Below are 16267 nucleotides of genomic sequence, written 5' to 3'. Positions count from 1 at the left end.
TTAGCGGTAAGCCGAACTATCTTGCTTGAGATTACCAGCCTGATGTCAGCTTGAGTTCCTCTCTGCATTTTTTTCACTGTTCCCTTATACTACCCCTCTATAACGATGATGAATGGCGAGAAAAAACCGGGAATGATGAATAACGACGTGCTACGTAGCGTGCGCTATATGCTGAATTTAAATAACGATCATCTGCTGGCAATCCTGACGCTAGCGGAAATGACGGTGCCTCTTCAGCAATTGGCAAGCTATGTGAAAAAAGAGGATGAAACCGGCTACCAACCGTGTCCTGATATTGTGATGAGCTATTTTCTCAATGGGTTGATTCTGCAAAAACGCGGCAAAGACGAAAACCAGCCCGCACTGCAAGTCGAGCGTAGAGTCACCAATAACATCATCCTGAAAAAACTGCGCATCGCATTTTCGCTGAAAACCACAGATATTCAGGAAATACTGGCCACCCAGGATTTCAAGGTCTCTCAGCCAGAGCTGACAGCCATAATGCGTTCACCGGATCATAAAAATTACCGCGCCTGCGGTGATCAAATTCTACGCTACTTTCTAAAAGGATTAACCGCTCGAGTTCGTCAGCGTTGAGCATCCTTGTGATATTCTGCCTACTGTCGGCATCAGGCTGCTACCGGTGCCATAATCGACATCGGTAACGCCGCGACCGTCAATGCCGGGTGACGGCAGAATTCCACTACCTCGCCGACCACCAGCAGGCTGGGTGACTGTGGTTGATAACACGCCAGCAATTCCGGTAATGTCGGCGGTTAACAATCGCTGTTCCGGCTGAGTGCCGCGCTCAATAACCGCCACTGGCGTCTGTGCAGACAACCCATATTCGATCAAACGCTGACATAAGCGGTTGCTGTGGCTTAATCCCATGAAAAACACCAGCGTTTGTTGCCCATCCACTAAAGTCGGCCAGTCCAGTTGCGGCTCACCATCTCGTGAGTGCCCAGCCGCAAAGCGTACCGACTGCGCGCAAGCCCGATGCGTTAATGGCAGTCCGACTGCCGCCGCACAACCGGTCGCCGCCGTGATTCCGGGAATCACATGGCACACAATATCTGCCATTTGCTCACTGCAAGCCTGTTCCGCAGCAGCGATGCGGGTGCGACAAAGCTGCATCAACGTCAGTTCCAGATGATCTTCCACCTGTTTCATTTCATCAATGCGCTGCGTGGCGATAGCAAACCACTGCAGGCTACCCTCTTCCGGCAATTTCTCCGTGCTACTGCGCGTACAGGCGAGACGGCGCAGACGCTCAAAATCACTGGCGCGAAGCAAGTAAAAATCGAATCGTTGTGGAAGAGTCTGCCACCATCATCGTTTCTCCCGAAAAATCATCAATCAGGTAATGCAATTAACACACCAGTTAGCCAGAGATTGATATCCACTACCAGCGCCGCCTATGACCATTGCCGTTCATAACGGGATGGGAGTGATAATAACGGACAGCTATTCGCTAGCCAAAGAAGGCGTTACTTCAGTGGTTGACAGAGAGACACGGTGGACATCATCTTATTCAATAAGATGGTTACCTTTATGTCCTGATCAACACGACATCAACACCACCCCATTAATGTCAACAATGCGAGAGGAGAGAAAAATGACACTGAATGAAGCCGTCATTAACCGCCATACTGTCAAGGCGTTTGACTCAGATAAAACGCTGCCGGAATCCCAGATTGAATCCCTGCTTAGTGTACTGCGCAACAGTCCTTCTTCTGTGAATTCTCAGCCCTGGCATTTTGTTGTTGCATCAACGGCAGACGGGCGGGCGGCCATCGCAAAATCGACCGCCGGTGCGTTCGCGTATAACGAACCTAAAGTATTGAATGCATCGCATGTTATTGCATTGTGTATGCATACCGATATGGATGAACAGCATTTGAACAATATCCTGGCTCAGGAAGAACAGGATGGTCGTTTTGTCGCGGAAGGGTCTAAAGCCGGACAGGATAAGAGTCGTCGTTCCTATGTGGACATTCACCGCTACGAACTGCGGGATATGCCGCAGTGGATGGAAAAACAGGTTTACCTGGCACTAGGGGGATTGCTTCTAGGAGCAGCAGTATTAAGCATTGACGCCACGCCGATGGAAGGGTTTGACCAGCGCACACTGGATATTGAACTGGGGCTGCGTGAACAAGGGCTGACTAGTGTGGTACTGGTCTCGCTGGGGGTCAAAAGCGACAAAGATTTCAATGCTGTATTACCTAAATCACGCTTACCACGCGAGCAGATTTTCACCTTTATCTAGACCGAAGTATGTTCCCAACCTGGCGGGAATCGATGCAATGCTGAGACTACACTCTCGGTTGATTGATACCCGTCCGCTCGCCAACAACGACTACTCGATCGTTCGATCCTCTCCCCCAATATATAGCCGTACCACGCATTAGTGTCGCTTCTCATCTTTCAGCTCAGACGCCGAACAGCGCCCTTCAGCTCTGATTAGTTTGAGTTCTTGCAACCTCATACGTGCCATTGCCAAAGAGGTTTGCGAGAAGCTTCCACGTTTTACTTGTGACAGCTTGTTGGCCGCTGGGCTAGTATAGCGGTAAGAGAAGGGTTGAATACCCGTGGTACCACAAGTGCACCTAACCGTCTGTTTTCAGCGGTATCGGCCTTATTTTCATCCGCCGGTTTCATCACTTCGATAGTTTTGGATAATAACGGTTTGTTTTCCTGTCATCTCAGTGCCGTTATGATTACCAACTGGCTGATTTGTATAAGATGATTTTCATTTACAGCACCAATATGCAGGTAGCAAGATTTCGTGATACAAAACGAGAACAACAAAAATCACAATAAACCTTAAATTCAATGGACTAGAAAACATAACCGCATGAAAACCACCGACAACCTCGATTCACACACGCCAATGATGCAGCAGTACTTAAAGCTGAAGGCTGAGCACCCGGAAATACTGCTGTTTTACCGTATGGGTGACTTTTATGAGCTGTTTTATGATGATGCCAAACGGGCATCTCAACTACTGGATATTTCGCTGACCAAGCGGGGTGCTTCGGCGGGTGAACCGATCCCGATGGCGGGTGTTCCTTATCACGCGATAGAAAACTATCTGGCGAAACTGGTTCAGTTAGGCGAGTCCGTGGCTATTTGTGAGCAAATTGGTGATCCAGCGACCAGCAAAGGTCCGGTAGAACGCAAGGTGGTCCGAATTGTTACACCGGGCACCATCAGCGATGAAGCCTTATTGCAGGAAAAGCAGGATAATCTGCTAGCTGCCATCTGGCAGGATAGCCGTGGCTTCGGCTATGCCACACTGGATATCAGCTCCGGACGTTTTCGCCTGGCCGAGCCGACGGATCAAGAAACGATGGTAGCGGAGTTACAGCGCACTAATCCCGCTGAACTGCTTTATCCGGAAAACTTTGAGACGATGTCGCTCATCGAGCATCGTCGTGGCCTGCGCCGTCGCCCATTGTGGGAATTTGAACTGGATACCGCACGCCAGCAATTGAATCTGCAATTTGGCACCCAGGATCTGACCGGCTTTGGCGTCGAACAAGCCAAACTGGGGCTGCGTGCCGCCGGTTGTCTGTTGCAATATGCCAAAGACACGCAACGGACATCGCTCCCCCATATCCGTAGCATCACCATAGAACGGCAGAAAGACGGCATCATCATGGATGCAGCAACATGTCGCAACCTTGAACTGACGCAAAACCTTTCTGGTGGTATAGAAAACACACTGGCAGCAGTGCTCGATTATACGGTCACTGCGATGGGCAGCCGCATGCTGAAACGCTGGTTGCACGTACCCAGTCGGAATACCCAAACCCTGACCCAACGACAGCACGCTATCGCTGACCTACAGAATATTACCGCTGAACTGCAACCCTGTTTACGTCAGGTTGGTGATCTCGAACGGATTTTGGCACGACTGGCACTTCGAACAGCTCGCCCGCGCGATCTGGCCCGGATGCGTCATGCTTTTCAACAACTGCCCGAAATTCATATGCAGTTATCTTCGATTCATGCAGACCATGTGCATCATCTGGCGAGCCAAATTGGTCAGTTTGATGAACTGAGAGCGTTGCTGGAACGTGCCGTGGTAGAAGCCCCACCGGTGTTGGTGCGTGATGGCGGCGTCATTGCTACCGGTTATAACGCCGAGCTGGATGAATGGCGCATGCTGGCAGACGGCGCCAGCGATTATCTGGATAAGCTGGAAATCCGGGAACGGGAAAAACTGGGCATTGATACGCTAAAAGTCGGTTTTAACGGCGTTCATGGTTATTACATTCAGGTCAGTCGCGGTCAGAGCCATATGGTGCCGATACACTATGTCCGCCGCCAGACACTGAAAAATGCCGAGCGTTACATTATTCCCGAATTGAAGGAATATGAAGACAAAGTGCTGACATCGAAGGGCAAAGCACTGTCGCTGGAAAAAATGCTGTATGACGAGCTGTTCGATCTGTTGCTGCCACATCTGGCTGAACTGCAACAGAGTGCCAGTGCACTGGCTGAACTGGATGTACTGACCAATCTAGCGGAACGCGCCGAGACGCTGAGCTATGTGTGCCCCACGCTGAGCGACAAACCCGGCATCAAAATTGTGGGCGGCCGTCATCCGGTGGTGGAACAGGTACTCAGCGACCCTTTTATTTCCAACCCACTCTCGCTTTCTCCCCAGCGTCGGCTGTTAATCGTAACCGGCCCGAACATGGGGGGTAAAAGTACCTATATGCGTCAGGCGGCACTCATTGTACTGATGGCGCATATCGGCAGCTATGTACCTGCTGAGCAAGCCATCATCGGCCCGGTGGATCGCATATTCACCCGGGTAGGTGCCGCAGACGACCTGGCTTCCGGTCGATCCACCTTTATGGTGGAAATGACGGAAACAGCCAATATTCTGCACAATGCCACAGAAAACAGCTTGGTACTGATGGATGAAATTGGCCGGGGTACGTCAACCTACGATGGGCTTTCTCTGGCATGGTCCTGTGCAGAAAACCTCGCCAATAAAATCAAGGCCATGACACTGTTCGCGACTCACTATTTCGAGCTGACGACCCTGCCAGAAAAAATGGAAGGCGTGGTAAACATCCATCTTGATGCCATGGAACATGGCGACACGATTGTCTTCATGCACAGTGTTCAGGAAGGTGCGGCCAGTAAAAGCTACGGTCTGGCAGTCGCCGCCCTGGCTGGCGTGCCTAAAGAAGTCATCAAACGGGCGCGACAAAAACTGAAAGAACTGGAGTCACTTTCCAATAACGCGTCCGCCAGCCATGTTGACGGGTCGCAGTTAACACTGCTCAGCCCCGAAGAGGAGCCTTCACCAGCACTGGAAGCCCTTGAGTCTATCGACCCAGATACTCTCACACCACGTCAGGCACTAGATTGGTTGTACCGCCTGAAGACGATGCTGTAATCCGTTGAGGTCAGAAAGGATATTATATAGTAAGGGCTGCGGTCTGGCCCTTACTCATTAGACTGCGTTCGCGTGAAAAATCATAATAATCAAGAAAGTATTACCATACGGGTATGATACGTTACTGGTTGCCAGATAATCACCGGAGCCTTCATTCGCGGTTCATCAATCGCAATTAACTGATGACGATTACGAAATTTCAGCGGTTTCCCATCACTATCCAAAACTTCCAGTTCATTACTATTTTTGGGTCGAAAATAACGCTTCTCACCATTGAAACCGGTCAATACCAGTTTCTCTGCCGTCCGGCGCCACTGCCCATATTCTGCGGTAGTTTTTAGACCATCTTCCCCACTCTGATAATATTTTTGTAAGGCAAAACGGCCGTCTTTACTCAGAAACAGTGAAACTTCGATATTGGCACAATCACTACTCGATAGCGTACCACGGTAATTCTGTGCCATCGGTCGCAAAGGTTCTTCCTGAATCGGAGAAAATGAACGACAACCGATTAACACTGACAACACAAAAACCAACAACCCCCTTATCATCAGTTTATTCATCCTGATTCTCCTGTCGTATCTCCTTGTTGAGCGCAGAACATCATCTCTATTGTCGGGCAATTTGCCACTCAGTAAACGATAATTCCAGATTATTATCATTATCTGATAGCCAAATAATTCCTTCCTGTAGCGTAGCTTGTAATGACATATTACGCTGCACCAATCCTGCTAATTGATTAAGCTGCTGGTCATCCAGAAAACGTATCGTCAGGTTTTTGAATGCTACCACTTTCTCCGCCATACTTTGCCGCCAAACCTGTGCAGCGCGTTCACCATAAGCATAAAGCACCACATGAGGCGATAAACTACAGGCTTTTTTGAGTCGCCGTTCATCCGGCAACCCGAGTTCAACCCATAGTTCCAGTTGCTGTGAATCGCTATGCTGCCAGATTTCCGGTTCATCATCCGCACTGAGTCCTCGGGTAAAACGCAGATTATCATCAGCATGGCAAATCCAGGCTAACAACCTTAACATCATACGCTGATCGGTTTCGGAAGGATGTTGGGCAATCGTCAGACTGGCATCGTGGAAAAACTGCCGATCCATATCTGCTATGTTGATTGCCGCTTTATAAACCGTTGCTTTTAACGCCATTATTCACCTCATTGAGTAATGCAGCCAGTGTACTTGAGAATGTGCAATGCTCACAGTAAAGGTGACACTTGCGCCGTTAATCGCGGATTAGGCTGTTGCATAATGCTGATAAGCTGTGAATGGCTATGCTATAGTCGAATGAGATAACAGAGTTTATCTTCGTAGGCTTACGTAGTCCGTTAACATAATAACGTATGATGCATGAATGCCTACCGGGTTGAGCTCTAAGGGAGGATCTTGTGCAACAATACAGTGAAATAGTACGCCGTCTATACGCTCAAATTGCCAGTGGTGATCTGGGCTATGTACCCGACGCACTGGGTTGTGTATTAAAAACCCTGGATGGAATCGCCACAAACAGCGAATTGCCGTCCTCAGTCAGGGAACAGGCGGCTTATGCCGCCGCTAACTTATTGGTGAGCGATTATGTCAATGAGTAATGAATATCAACCCATCAATTGTGATGATTATGACAACCTGGAGGCAACCTGCCAGCAGCATCTTACGCTAACGGTAGAGTTGCGTAATGGAGAAATCATTACCGGGAAAGCCAGCGATATGGTTTCCCGAAAACATATTGAATATTTGGTGCTTGAAGATGCTGGTCACCTCCATGAGCTTAGGCTCGATCATATCCTCAGCTTTAGCCATCCGGAAATAGGCAAAGTTGTTGTCAGTGAGCCTTAAATCGCTACTATAAACGGACAACTCAGGTTGTCCGTTTTTTTATCTTCACCGCTGCCAGTCAATATGCCAACCATCTTCACCGTGTTGCACCTGCCCTTCCATCGTGATAAACACACCCACAGCGGCAATAATTTGCTCATTATAAAAGAGTAGTGGCGTGCGTTCCCGCTGCCAGGGCGGAACACCCATCTCCTGCCACAACTTTTTTATCTGACGGCCATGTTGTCTACCCACTATATGAATTTTCCCTTGCGCCATAAACCGGACTGTTACCTGCTCTCCCTCTCGTGGAGAGCGCACATGAGTGCCATGAGACGCTAGCATTAAACACCCCAACCCATCCGGTAATACAAGTGACGACGACGCCAGTTGCCACGGCAGAATGCAAGATTTGAGTGAATCCATCCGTGGTAATAAATAAAGTTGCTGCCGAAAACGCCTGACTTGCACATTGCCCAGTTGTAATTGCGGCTCCGCATCCTGTTTACTCATTGCCACTTCTTGCCATACGCGTTGCAACTGATCACGGGAAGGCATCTTCGCACCTTGCTTTGCTATCCAGCGACGCAACAATGCAAAACGACGTGCCGGGCTCAATGGCATCAGTGCATCAATGTACAGAGCACCATCGGCATCGCTTATTGCCTGTAACGACTCGGCCAACAACTCATCCAGTAATTGCTCTTGTTCTGCGCACAATGCAGCACTACGTGCCACAGCAGAAAGAAAATGCGGCCAACGCTGTTTTAACAAAGGTAATACGTGCAGACGTAAAAAATTGCGGTCAAAACGATCATCGCCGTTGCTGTCATCCTCAATCCAGGAAAGCTGTTGTGTCTGTGCATACGCTTCCAGTTGAGTACGGGAAAATGTCAATAATGGGCGCAATAAAACATGACCGTTCGACGAGGAGTGTTCAGCCATTGAGGCTAGTCCTGCCGGGCCGCTCCCTCGTTTGAGCGCCAGTAGAAAAGTTTCGCTCTGGTCATCCAGATGTTGGGCAGTCAGTAACGCTTCACCGGGTAACAGATGATTTTTCAATGCCTGATAACGCGCCTCACGTGCCGCTGCCTCAATCCCTTTCTGCCGGGCATCGACATCCACATGCAGCACATCAAACGGAACCTGCCAACGCTGACATTGCTGGCGACAATGCTCTGCCCAGCTATCCGCCAGAGGGTTCAAACCGTGATGAACATAAACCGCCCGCAAGGAAATATGATGTTGCTGTCTGATGCGCGTCATCAGGTTCAGCAATACACTGGAATCCAATCCGCCGCTGTAGGCCACCAGACAATGAGAATACATTGCAGTCCTGCGACACACCTCAGCCAGCAAAATCTCTTCGCTGCTCATATCATGGTTACCGTTCATACAATTCAAGTGGCAGTCCATCAGGATCACTGAAAAAAGTGAACCGACGCTGGGTTTCCTCATCAACACGTAGAGGCTCACAGATCACACCGAATTGCGTTAGCTCAGCGATAGATTGTTCAATATCTTCAACAAAGAACGCCAGATGACGTAAACCACAGGCCTCAGGGCGACTCACTCGGGTTGGTGGTTGAGGAAATGAAAACAGCTCAACAAGGTAATGACCATTTAATGCCAGGTCGCCCTTCCAAGAATCACGCGACGCACGGTAAACCTCATGCAATAGTGTAAAACCCAGCACATCACAATAAAACCGCTTACTGCGTTCGTAATCAGATGCGATGATGGCAATATGATGAATATCTTGAATTTTAAGCATCACTCTCTCACGGTTTCAGTGCAAATAGTTATTCAGTACGGCAACACCCGGCATAGGCGAAAATCGTCCTGTCCGTCCCATAATAACAAAAAGTCCGCGCTCATTTCTGATTGCGGACTTTTACCGATATTTAAATTACTGTGTCAAACCAATAGCGTTTGGAAACTTGAAAGGAATCAACAGTAACCGTAATTCATCAAACGCTGATAGCGACGATTAAGCAATTCCTGCTCACTAAATACATCCAGATCACGCAAGTCAACCAACAACTGGGACTTCAGTGATTCAGACATCGTTTCAATATCACGATGAGCCGAGCCAAGTGGCTCAGATATAACGCTATCGATCAAATTCAGCTCTTTCAAGCGGTGCGCGGTAATACCCATCGCCTCAGCGGCCAGAGGTGCCTTATCGGCACTTTTCCACAGAATAGATGCACACCCTTCGGGGGAAATAACAGAATAGGTGCTATATTGCAGCATATTCACCTTGTCACCCACACCGATGGCTAATGCTCCACCAGAACCACCTTCACCAATAACAGTACAGATAATCGGTACACTCAAACCCGACATTTCGCGCAAATTACGGGCAATCGCTTCAGACTGACCGCGCTCTTCCGCACCTACGCCCGGGTATGCACCAGGAGTATCAATGAAGGTAATGATCGGCATTTTGAAACGCTCGGCCATTTCCATCAAGCGCAATGCCTTTCGATAACCTTCTGGCGCTGGCATACCAAAATTGCGACGAATTTTTTCTTTGGTTTCGCGACCCTTCTGGTGACCGATAATCATCACCGGACGCCCATCCAGACGAGCAATCCCACCAACGATGGCTTTATCATCAGCGTAAGCTCGATCTCCTGCCAATTCATCAAAATCAGTAAAGATGTGCTTAACATAATCCAGCGTATATGGGCGCAGTGGATGGCGAGCCAACTGGGCGATTTGCCAAGCACCCAGATCAGCGAAAATTTTACGTGTCAACTCAACGCTTTTTTCGCGTAGACGCTTAACCTCTTCGTCCAGGTTAATATCCAATTTTTCGTCTTGACGGCTGACTGCGGTCAGCGAGTCAATTTTCGCTTCCAACTCTGCAATCGGCTGCTCAAAATCAAGAAAATTCAGACTCATAGTATTCCTATATTAGTCAAATTCCAGTTCTACCTGTTCATTACCCACTAAAGTGCGCAAATCATTCAGCAACACATCGGTCGGCGTGACACGCCATGCAGCACCGAAGCGTAACCGGGCACGCGCATTCTCCCGTTGGTAGTAAAGATGCACTGGAATCGTCCCTGATCGATGGGGTTCCAACGACTGACGGAGACGGTTTAACAACTGGTCATCAATTTGCCTGTCAGTCAGCGAGATAGCAAGTCCGCGAGCATATTTTTCCCGCGCGTCGCTGATATCCATTAACTCGCGGACCGTCATTTTAAGTCCACTGCTGAAGTCATCAAAGCTGACCTGTCCGCTGGCAATAAGAATGCGATCTTTTTCCAGCAGATGCTGGTATTTTTCCAGTGCATCGGTGAACAGCATGATCTCAAGACGCCCGGAACGATCGTCAAGAGTACCAACACCAATCCGGTTTCCACGCTTAGTCACCATAACTCGGGCAGACAGTACCAGACCGACTGCTGTGGTAAGCTTTCCCCGTTCCGTGGGGTGCATATCTTTTAAACGTAAGCCTCCTGCATAACGCTCAATTTCCTTAAGATACTGGTTAATCGGGTGGCCGGTCAGATACAAACCCAGCGTTTCCCGCTCACCATCCAGAACAACCTGTTCCGGCCATGGAGACACTGTACTATATGATTGCTCTACCTGCCCCGGCGCCTCCGCCAGGACACCAAACATGTCCACTTGCCCGATAGCTTCCGCTTTAGCGTGCTGATCCGCAGCTTTCAGCGCATCCCCCAATGAATTCATCAGCGCGGCCCGATGAGGTCCAAGTCGGTCAAAAGCCCCCGACATAATCAGCTTTTCCAGTACCCGTCGGTTAAGCTTTTTAGTATCAGCACGTGCGCACAGGTCAAACAGCTCCTTGAAATAACCATCTTTATTCCGCGCTTCAATGATTGCTTCAATCGGCCCTTCACCCACGCCTTTAATCGCGCCAATGCCGTAGACAATCTCTCCGTCATCATTCACATGGAAATGGTACAGCCCACTATTGATATCCGGCGGCAGAATTTTCAGGCCCATGCGCCAGCACTCGTCCACCAGACCCACAACTTTATCGGTGTTATCCATATCCGCTGTCATCACGGCAGCCATGAATTCAGCCGGATAGTGCGCTTTTAACCACAGTGTCTGATAAGAGACTAGCGCATAAGCCGCAGAGTGCGATTTGTTAAATCCATAACCCGCGAATTTTTCCACCAGGTCAAAGATTTTCATCGACAGCTCACCGTCGACGTTCATTCTCTCCGCGCCCTCTTTAAACACAGAGCGCTGCTTGGCCATCTCTTCCGGCTTTTTCTTACCCATCGCTCGACGCAACATGTCCGCGCCACCCAGAGTATACCCTGACAGCACCTGGGCTATCTGCATCACCTGTTCCTGATACAGGATAATACCATAGGTCGGTTCCAGCACCGGTTTGAGTGACTCATGCTGCCATTGGATATCGGGATAGGAAATAGCTTCTCGACCATGCTTGCGGTCAATAAAGTTATCTACCATACCCGATTGCAAGGGCCCGGGACGGAACAAGGCCACCAGCGCGATCATATCTTCAAAACAGTCAGGCTTCAGGCGCTTAATCAAGTCCTTCATGCCGCGCGATTCAAGCTGGAACACCGCCGTGGTTTCCGAGCGCTGTAGCATGTCAAAGCTCTTTTTATCATCCAGCGGAATAGCGGCAATGTTGATCGGATCCTGCCCGGCCCGAGCCCGACGCGCGTTGATCATCTCCAGTGCCCAGTCAATGATGGTCAGGGTTCGCAGGCCAAGAAAGTCAAATTTCACCAGCCCGGCGTATTCCACATCACTTTTATCAAACTGAGTAACTGGGTGATGACCTTCCGGATCACAATACAGTGGCGCAAAATCAGTGATTTTCGTCGGTGATATCACCACACCACCGGCGTGTTTACCGGCATTACGCGTCACCCCTTCGAGCTTGCGCGCCATGTCGATCAACGCTTTGACTTCCTCATCGGCATCATAAATTTCGCCTAATTGAGGCTCGGCGGCAAATGCTTTTTCCAGGGTCATACCAGGATCGAGTGGTATCAGCTTGGAGATTCGATCCACAAAACCATATGGATGCCCCAGTACGCGCCCTACGTCACGGATTACCGCTTTAGCTGCCATCGTACCGAAAGTAATAATCTGGGAAACGGCATCCCGACCATACATATCCGCGACGTGGTCAATGACCAGATCACGTTTTTCCATGCAAAAATCGACGTCAAAGTCTGGCATGGAGACACGTTCCGGGTTAAGGAATCGTTCGAACAACAGATCGAATTCAAGCGGATCAAGATCAGTAATCTTCAGCGAATACGCCACCAACGATCCGGCGCCTGAACCTCGCCCCGGACCAACCGGTACATTGTTATCCTTAGACCACTGAATAAACTCCATCACGATAAGGAAGTAACCGGGAAATCCCATCTGGTTGATGACTTTCAACTCAATATCCAGACGTTCATCATATTTTTGACGTTTCTCAGCCCGATCTTCTTCATTCGGGAATAGATACATCAGACGCGCTTCCAGCCCTTCTTTCGCACGCTTAACCAGGTAATCTTCCGTGGACATATCACCCGTAGGGAACTGCGGCAGGAAATACTCTCCCAGCCGAATAGTGACATTACAACGTTTAGCAATCTCCACGCTGTTAATCAGCGCTTCAGGAATATCCGCAAATAGCTCGCACATTTCCTCTTCGCTGCGCATGTATTGCTGCGAACTGTAATTGTGCGGACGTTTGGGATCGTCCAGCGTAAATCCATCGTGAATGGCAACGCGGATTTCATGCGCATCAAAGTCGTCTTCACTGATAAAGCGAACATCGTTGGTCGCGACCACGGGCAAACCATGCTCCACCGCCATTGCCACGGCAGAATGCAGATAACTTTCTTCATCAGGACGACCAGTACGGATCAACTCAAGATAGTAACGATCAGGAAAATGCTGTTGATAAAAAGCCAAACATTGCGTTGCCTGCGTCTGATTACCACGTAATAAAAATTTCCCTACATCACCATGTCGCCCACCTGATAGCAATAACAAACCATGTTGATGCTCAATCAGCCATTCACGTTCAATGGTCGGCCCAACAGGACCGTAGCCCCGCTGGTAAGAACGAGAGATCAGTAGCGTCAGGTTCTGATAACCTTCATTATCCATTGCCAGGATAGTGAGTTGAGACGGCTCATCGCCCAACTCTTCACTTGAAACCAGTAAATCAGCACCGACAATAGCCTTAATTCCAGCACTGTGCGCACCGCCGTAGAATTTCACCAGGCCACACAGGTTGGTGAAATCGGTAATCGCCAGCGCTGGCATTCCCAGCGACGCTGCTTTTTTTACCAACGGCCCGACTTTCGCCAGTCCATCGATCATGGAATAGTCACTGTGAACACGCAGGTGAACAAAACGTGGTTCGGCCATATCCAGATCCTAGAATGTGTCAAGTAATTAACCTGATAACATAATAAAATTATCAGGCAGATAAGTAATATGTATTTCTACTATGCCAAGCCCAACGCCCGTTTAACCGGAGCGAAACTGCGCCTGTGATGATGGGTAGCCCCTAAGGTAGCCAGTTTTTCCAGGTGATAAGCGGTAGGATAGCCTTTATGCTGCGCAAAACCATAAGCGGGGAAAATCTTGTCCAACGCTTCCATTTCCCAGTCTCGCGTGACTTTGGCAAGTATTGATGCGGCACTAATCTCCGGTACGAGGTCATCACCCTTCACCACCGCCAACGACGGCATGGGTAGCATTGGACAACGGTTACCATCGATTAAAACATAATCAGGCGTCAAGGCCAAACCAGCGACTGCGCGTTGCATTGCCAACATTGTGGCATGCAGAATATTCAGCTGATCAATCTCTTCCGGTTCTGCACGTCCCAGACTCCAGGCTAGCGCCTTGTCCTTAATTTCGTCATACAGAGAAAGACGGCGTTTTTCACTCAATTTTTTCGAGTCTGCCAACCCGACAATCGGGCGATTAGGGTCAAGAATCACTGCCGCAGTAACAACTGCGCCCACTAACGGGCCTCTCCCTACCTCATCAACCCCGGCAATACAGGTTGCCTGAGGGTAACTAAATGATTTATTCATAATTTTGATAATTCCAGTACTGCCTGAGCAGCCTGCTCGTCAGCATTACAGCGAATCTGTTCATGCAACGTCAGGAAATCACCCTGCAACGTGGCGGCCTCTTCTCCTCTTTGCAGCCAAGGCATCAGAGCTGCCGCCAACTTGTCCGGAGTGCAATCCGCTTGCAGTAACTCTTTAACCAGTTCACGACCAGCCAACAGATTAGGTAACGATACCCAAGGGGTTTTTACCAGTTTCTGGGCCAACCAGAAGGTAAACGGCTTCATTCGATAACCCACAACCATCGGGCATTTTGCCAACATACACTCCAGTGCAGCCGTACCGGAAGCCAGTAATGTGGCGTCACTGGCCACCATAGCTTCGCGGGCATGACCATCCAACATGTGAACTGTCAATTCCGGTGCTACTACATCTTTTACCTGCTCAAACTGAGCCCGACGTTTGCTATTAACCAACGGCACCACGATTTCAAGTTCTGGGTAAGTTTGTCGTAGCAACTGCGCCGTTTTAAGAAAATCGGCACTCAGCATTTCCACCTCGGTACTCCGGCTACCTGGTAGCAACGCCAGACAACGTGCATCCACCGCCAACCCCAGAGCAATGCGGGCAGCCTGTTTATCGGGATGTAATGGCATGGCATCAGCCATGGTATGACCGATAAAACGACAGGGGACATTAAAACGATCATAAAACGCTTTTTCAAAAGGCAGAAATGCCAGAACCAGATCTGTTGACCGGCCAATTTTGAAAACCCGTTTCTGTCGCCAGGCCCATACTGATGGGCTGACATAATGAATGGTTTTGATTCCACGCTGCTTCAGACGTCCTTCCAGCGTGATATTGAAATCAGGTGCGTCAATCCCAACAAAAACATCTGGCTTCAATTCACTGAAGCGGCGTGTTAAATCACGACGAATCTTTAATAAGCGAGGCAGACGTTCCAGTACTTCGACCACTCCCATGACGGCCAATTCCTCCATTTCGTACCAGGCTTCACATCCTTCCTGCAACATCTGCGGTCCGGCAACGCCCACAAAACGGACATCCGGTATTTTGGCCTTAAGTGCGCGAATTAATCCGGCACCAAGAATATCGCCGGAGGTTTCCCCGGCGACTATTCCGATAATGAGTGGGCGCGGAGTCATAAATCAGCGGATAATACCGCGCGTCGAGCGGGCAAAGAAGTCGAGAAACACTTGTACTGCCGGATGACCAACGGCCAGTACTTCAATCTCGGGTTTAACATCGTCGAGTGTTCTACCACTGCGGTAAATTAATTTGTAGGTGTTACGAATAGCATGCTGGGTTTCTTTATCAAAACCACGGCGTTTCAGACCTTCAATATTAATCCCGAACGGTGTGGCGTGATTGCCTTGGGCAATAACATAAGGTGGAACATCCTGCGCTACGCCGGAACAACCACCAACCATAACATGCGCACCAATAACACAAAATTGATGAACCGCCGTCATCCCGCCGATAATAGCGTAATCACCGATGTAGACATGGCCACCCAACGTTGCATTGTTAGCCAAAATACAACGGTCACCAACCATGCAGTCATGGGCAATATGTGTATTGATCATCAGTAAATTGTCGTTACCGACTTTAGTCAACCCACCACCTTGTGCCGTGCCACGATGAATACTCACACTTTCGCGAATACGGTTACGATCGCCAATCTCGACACATGTCGGCTCTCCCGCATATTTCAGATCCTGATTAACTTCACCAATAGAGGCAAACTGATAAATTTCATTATCACAACCAATTTTAGTGATACCGTTAACCACAACGTGAGATTTGAGTACCGTTCCTGCACCGATTTCGACCTGAGAACCGACATAACAAAACGGACCGATATGCACACCGGCACCGATAACAGCACCCTCTTCAATAACCGAGCTGGGATGAATAAAGGCAGTTTTATCTATCACGC

General features: G+C 49.3%; 14 protein-coding genes and 2 pseudogenes. 5 read left to right on the top strand and 11 right to left on the bottom strand.

What is annotated here, in order from left to right; translation table 11 throughout:
• Window positions 1-132 precede the first annotated feature (132 nt).
• Window positions 133-597: a DUF1456 family protein gene (locus PCO85_06135; GenBank protein ID WJV54998.1), complete on the top strand. Its 465-nt coding sequence runs from the start codon at window positions 133-135 to the stop codon at window positions 595-597.
• 32 nt (window positions 598-629) lie between these two features.
• Here the strand turns inward: PCO85_06135 and PCO85_06130 are convergent.
• Window positions 630-1074: pseudogene (locus tag PCO85_06130) on the bottom strand (SAM-dependent methyltransferase).
• A gap of 544 nt (window positions 1075-1618) precedes the next feature.
• Between PCO85_06130 and nfsB the strand changes: the two are divergent.
• Window positions 1619-2272, top strand: a complete 654-nt coding sequence (nfsB, locus tag PCO85_06125) for an oxygen-insensitive NAD(P)H nitroreductase (protein ID WJV54997.1) — start codon at window positions 1619-1621, stop codon at window positions 2270-2272.
• Window positions 2273-2416: 144 nt separating this feature from the next.
• Here nfsB and PCO85_06120 read toward each other — a convergent pair.
• Window positions 2417-2664: pseudogene (locus tag PCO85_06120) on the bottom strand (integrase).
• Window positions 2665-2860: 196 nt separating this feature from the next.
• On the opposite strand from PCO85_06120, the gene mutS reads away from it, so the two are divergent.
• Window positions 2861-5422: a DNA mismatch repair protein MutS gene (gene mutS / locus PCO85_06115; protein WJV54996.1), complete on the top strand. Its 2562-nt coding sequence runs from the start codon at window positions 2861-2863 to the stop codon at window positions 5420-5422.
• Between the two features lie 89 nt (window positions 5423-5511).
• Here mutS and PCO85_06110 read toward each other — a convergent pair whose 3' ends face one another.
• Window positions 5512-5985, bottom strand: coding sequence for a copper resistance protein NlpE N-terminal domain-containing protein (locus PCO85_06110; protein ID WJV54995.1), 474 nt, complete (start codon window positions 5983-5985; stop codon window positions 5512-5514).
• Window positions 5986-6031: 46 nt separating this feature from the next.
• A complete protein-coding gene (locus PCO85_06105; GenBank protein ID WJV54994.1) occupies window positions 6032-6580 on the bottom strand; it encodes a YaeQ family protein in 549 nt (182 codons plus the stop codon).
• 239 nt (window positions 6581-6819) lie between these two features.
• On the opposite strand from PCO85_06105, the gene PCO85_06100 reads away from it, so the two are divergent.
• Window positions 6820-7020: a YaeP family protein gene (locus PCO85_06100; GenBank protein WJV54993.1), complete on the top strand. Its 201-nt coding sequence runs from the start codon at window positions 6820-6822 to the stop codon at window positions 7018-7020.
• Entirely contained in the window at window positions 7007-7267 is a 261-nt protein-coding gene (gene rof / locus PCO85_06095) for a Rho-binding antiterminator (protein WJV54992.1), read from the top strand. Before PCO85_06100 ends, rof begins: the two co-directional genes overlap by 14 nt.
• A 45-nt stretch (window positions 7268-7312) precedes the next feature.
• On the opposite strand, the gene tilS is transcribed toward rof, so the two are convergent.
• The 7 genes from tilS to lpxA all read right to left on the bottom strand — a co-directional run bounded on the left by tilS (window position 7313) and on the right by lpxA (window position 16265).
• Window positions 7313-8623, bottom strand: coding sequence for a tRNA lysidine(34) synthetase TilS (gene tilS / locus PCO85_06090; GenBank protein WJV54991.1), 1311 nt, complete (start codon window positions 8621-8623; stop codon window positions 7313-7315).
• 7 nt (window positions 8624-8630) lie between these two features.
• Window positions 8631-9020 carry a VOC family protein gene (locus PCO85_06085; GenBank protein ID WJV54990.1) on the bottom strand — a complete coding sequence of 130 codons (390 nt, stop codon included), beginning with the start codon at window positions 9018-9020 and terminating at the stop codon, window positions 8631-8633.
• A gap of 176 nt (window positions 9021-9196) precedes the next feature.
• Entirely contained in the window at window positions 9197-10156 is a 960-nt protein-coding gene (gene accA / locus PCO85_06080; GenBank protein WJV54989.1) for an acetyl-CoA carboxylase carboxyl transferase subunit alpha, read from the bottom strand.
• Window positions 10157-10168: 12 nt separating this feature from the next.
• Window positions 10169-13651 carry a DNA polymerase III subunit alpha gene (gene dnaE / locus PCO85_06075; protein WJV54988.1) on the bottom strand — a complete coding sequence of 1161 codons (3483 nt, stop codon included), beginning with the start codon at window positions 13649-13651 and terminating at the stop codon, window positions 10169-10171.
• An 80-nt stretch (window positions 13652-13731) separates the two neighbouring features.
• The gene (gene rnhB / locus PCO85_06070; protein WJV54987.1) at window positions 13732-14328 is read right to left on the bottom strand and encodes a ribonuclease HII; all 597 of its coding nucleotides are present in this window, start codon (window positions 14326-14328) and stop codon (window positions 13732-13734) included.
• Window positions 14325-15473, bottom strand: a complete 1149-nt coding sequence (gene lpxB, locus PCO85_06065; protein ID WJV54986.1) for a lipid-A-disaccharide synthase — start codon at window positions 15471-15473, stop codon at window positions 14325-14327. Before lpxB ends, rnhB begins: the two co-directional genes overlap by 4 nt.
• Before the next feature lie 3 nt (window positions 15474-15476).
• Window positions 15477-16265 carry an acyl-ACP--UDP-N-acetylglucosamine O-acyltransferase gene (lpxA, locus tag PCO85_06060; protein ID WJV54985.1) on the bottom strand — a complete coding sequence of 263 codons (789 nt, stop codon included), beginning with the start codon at window positions 16263-16265 and terminating at the stop codon, window positions 15477-15479.
• Window positions 16266-16267 lie beyond the last annotated feature (2 nt).

It is taken from the genome of Prodigiosinella aquatilis, assembly GCA_030388725.1.
Taxonomy (GTDB): Bacteria; Pseudomonadota; Gammaproteobacteria; order Enterobacterales; family Enterobacteriaceae; genus Prodigiosinella; species Prodigiosinella aquatilis.
This window is presented reverse-complemented; position numbering and strand designations above follow the sequence as displayed.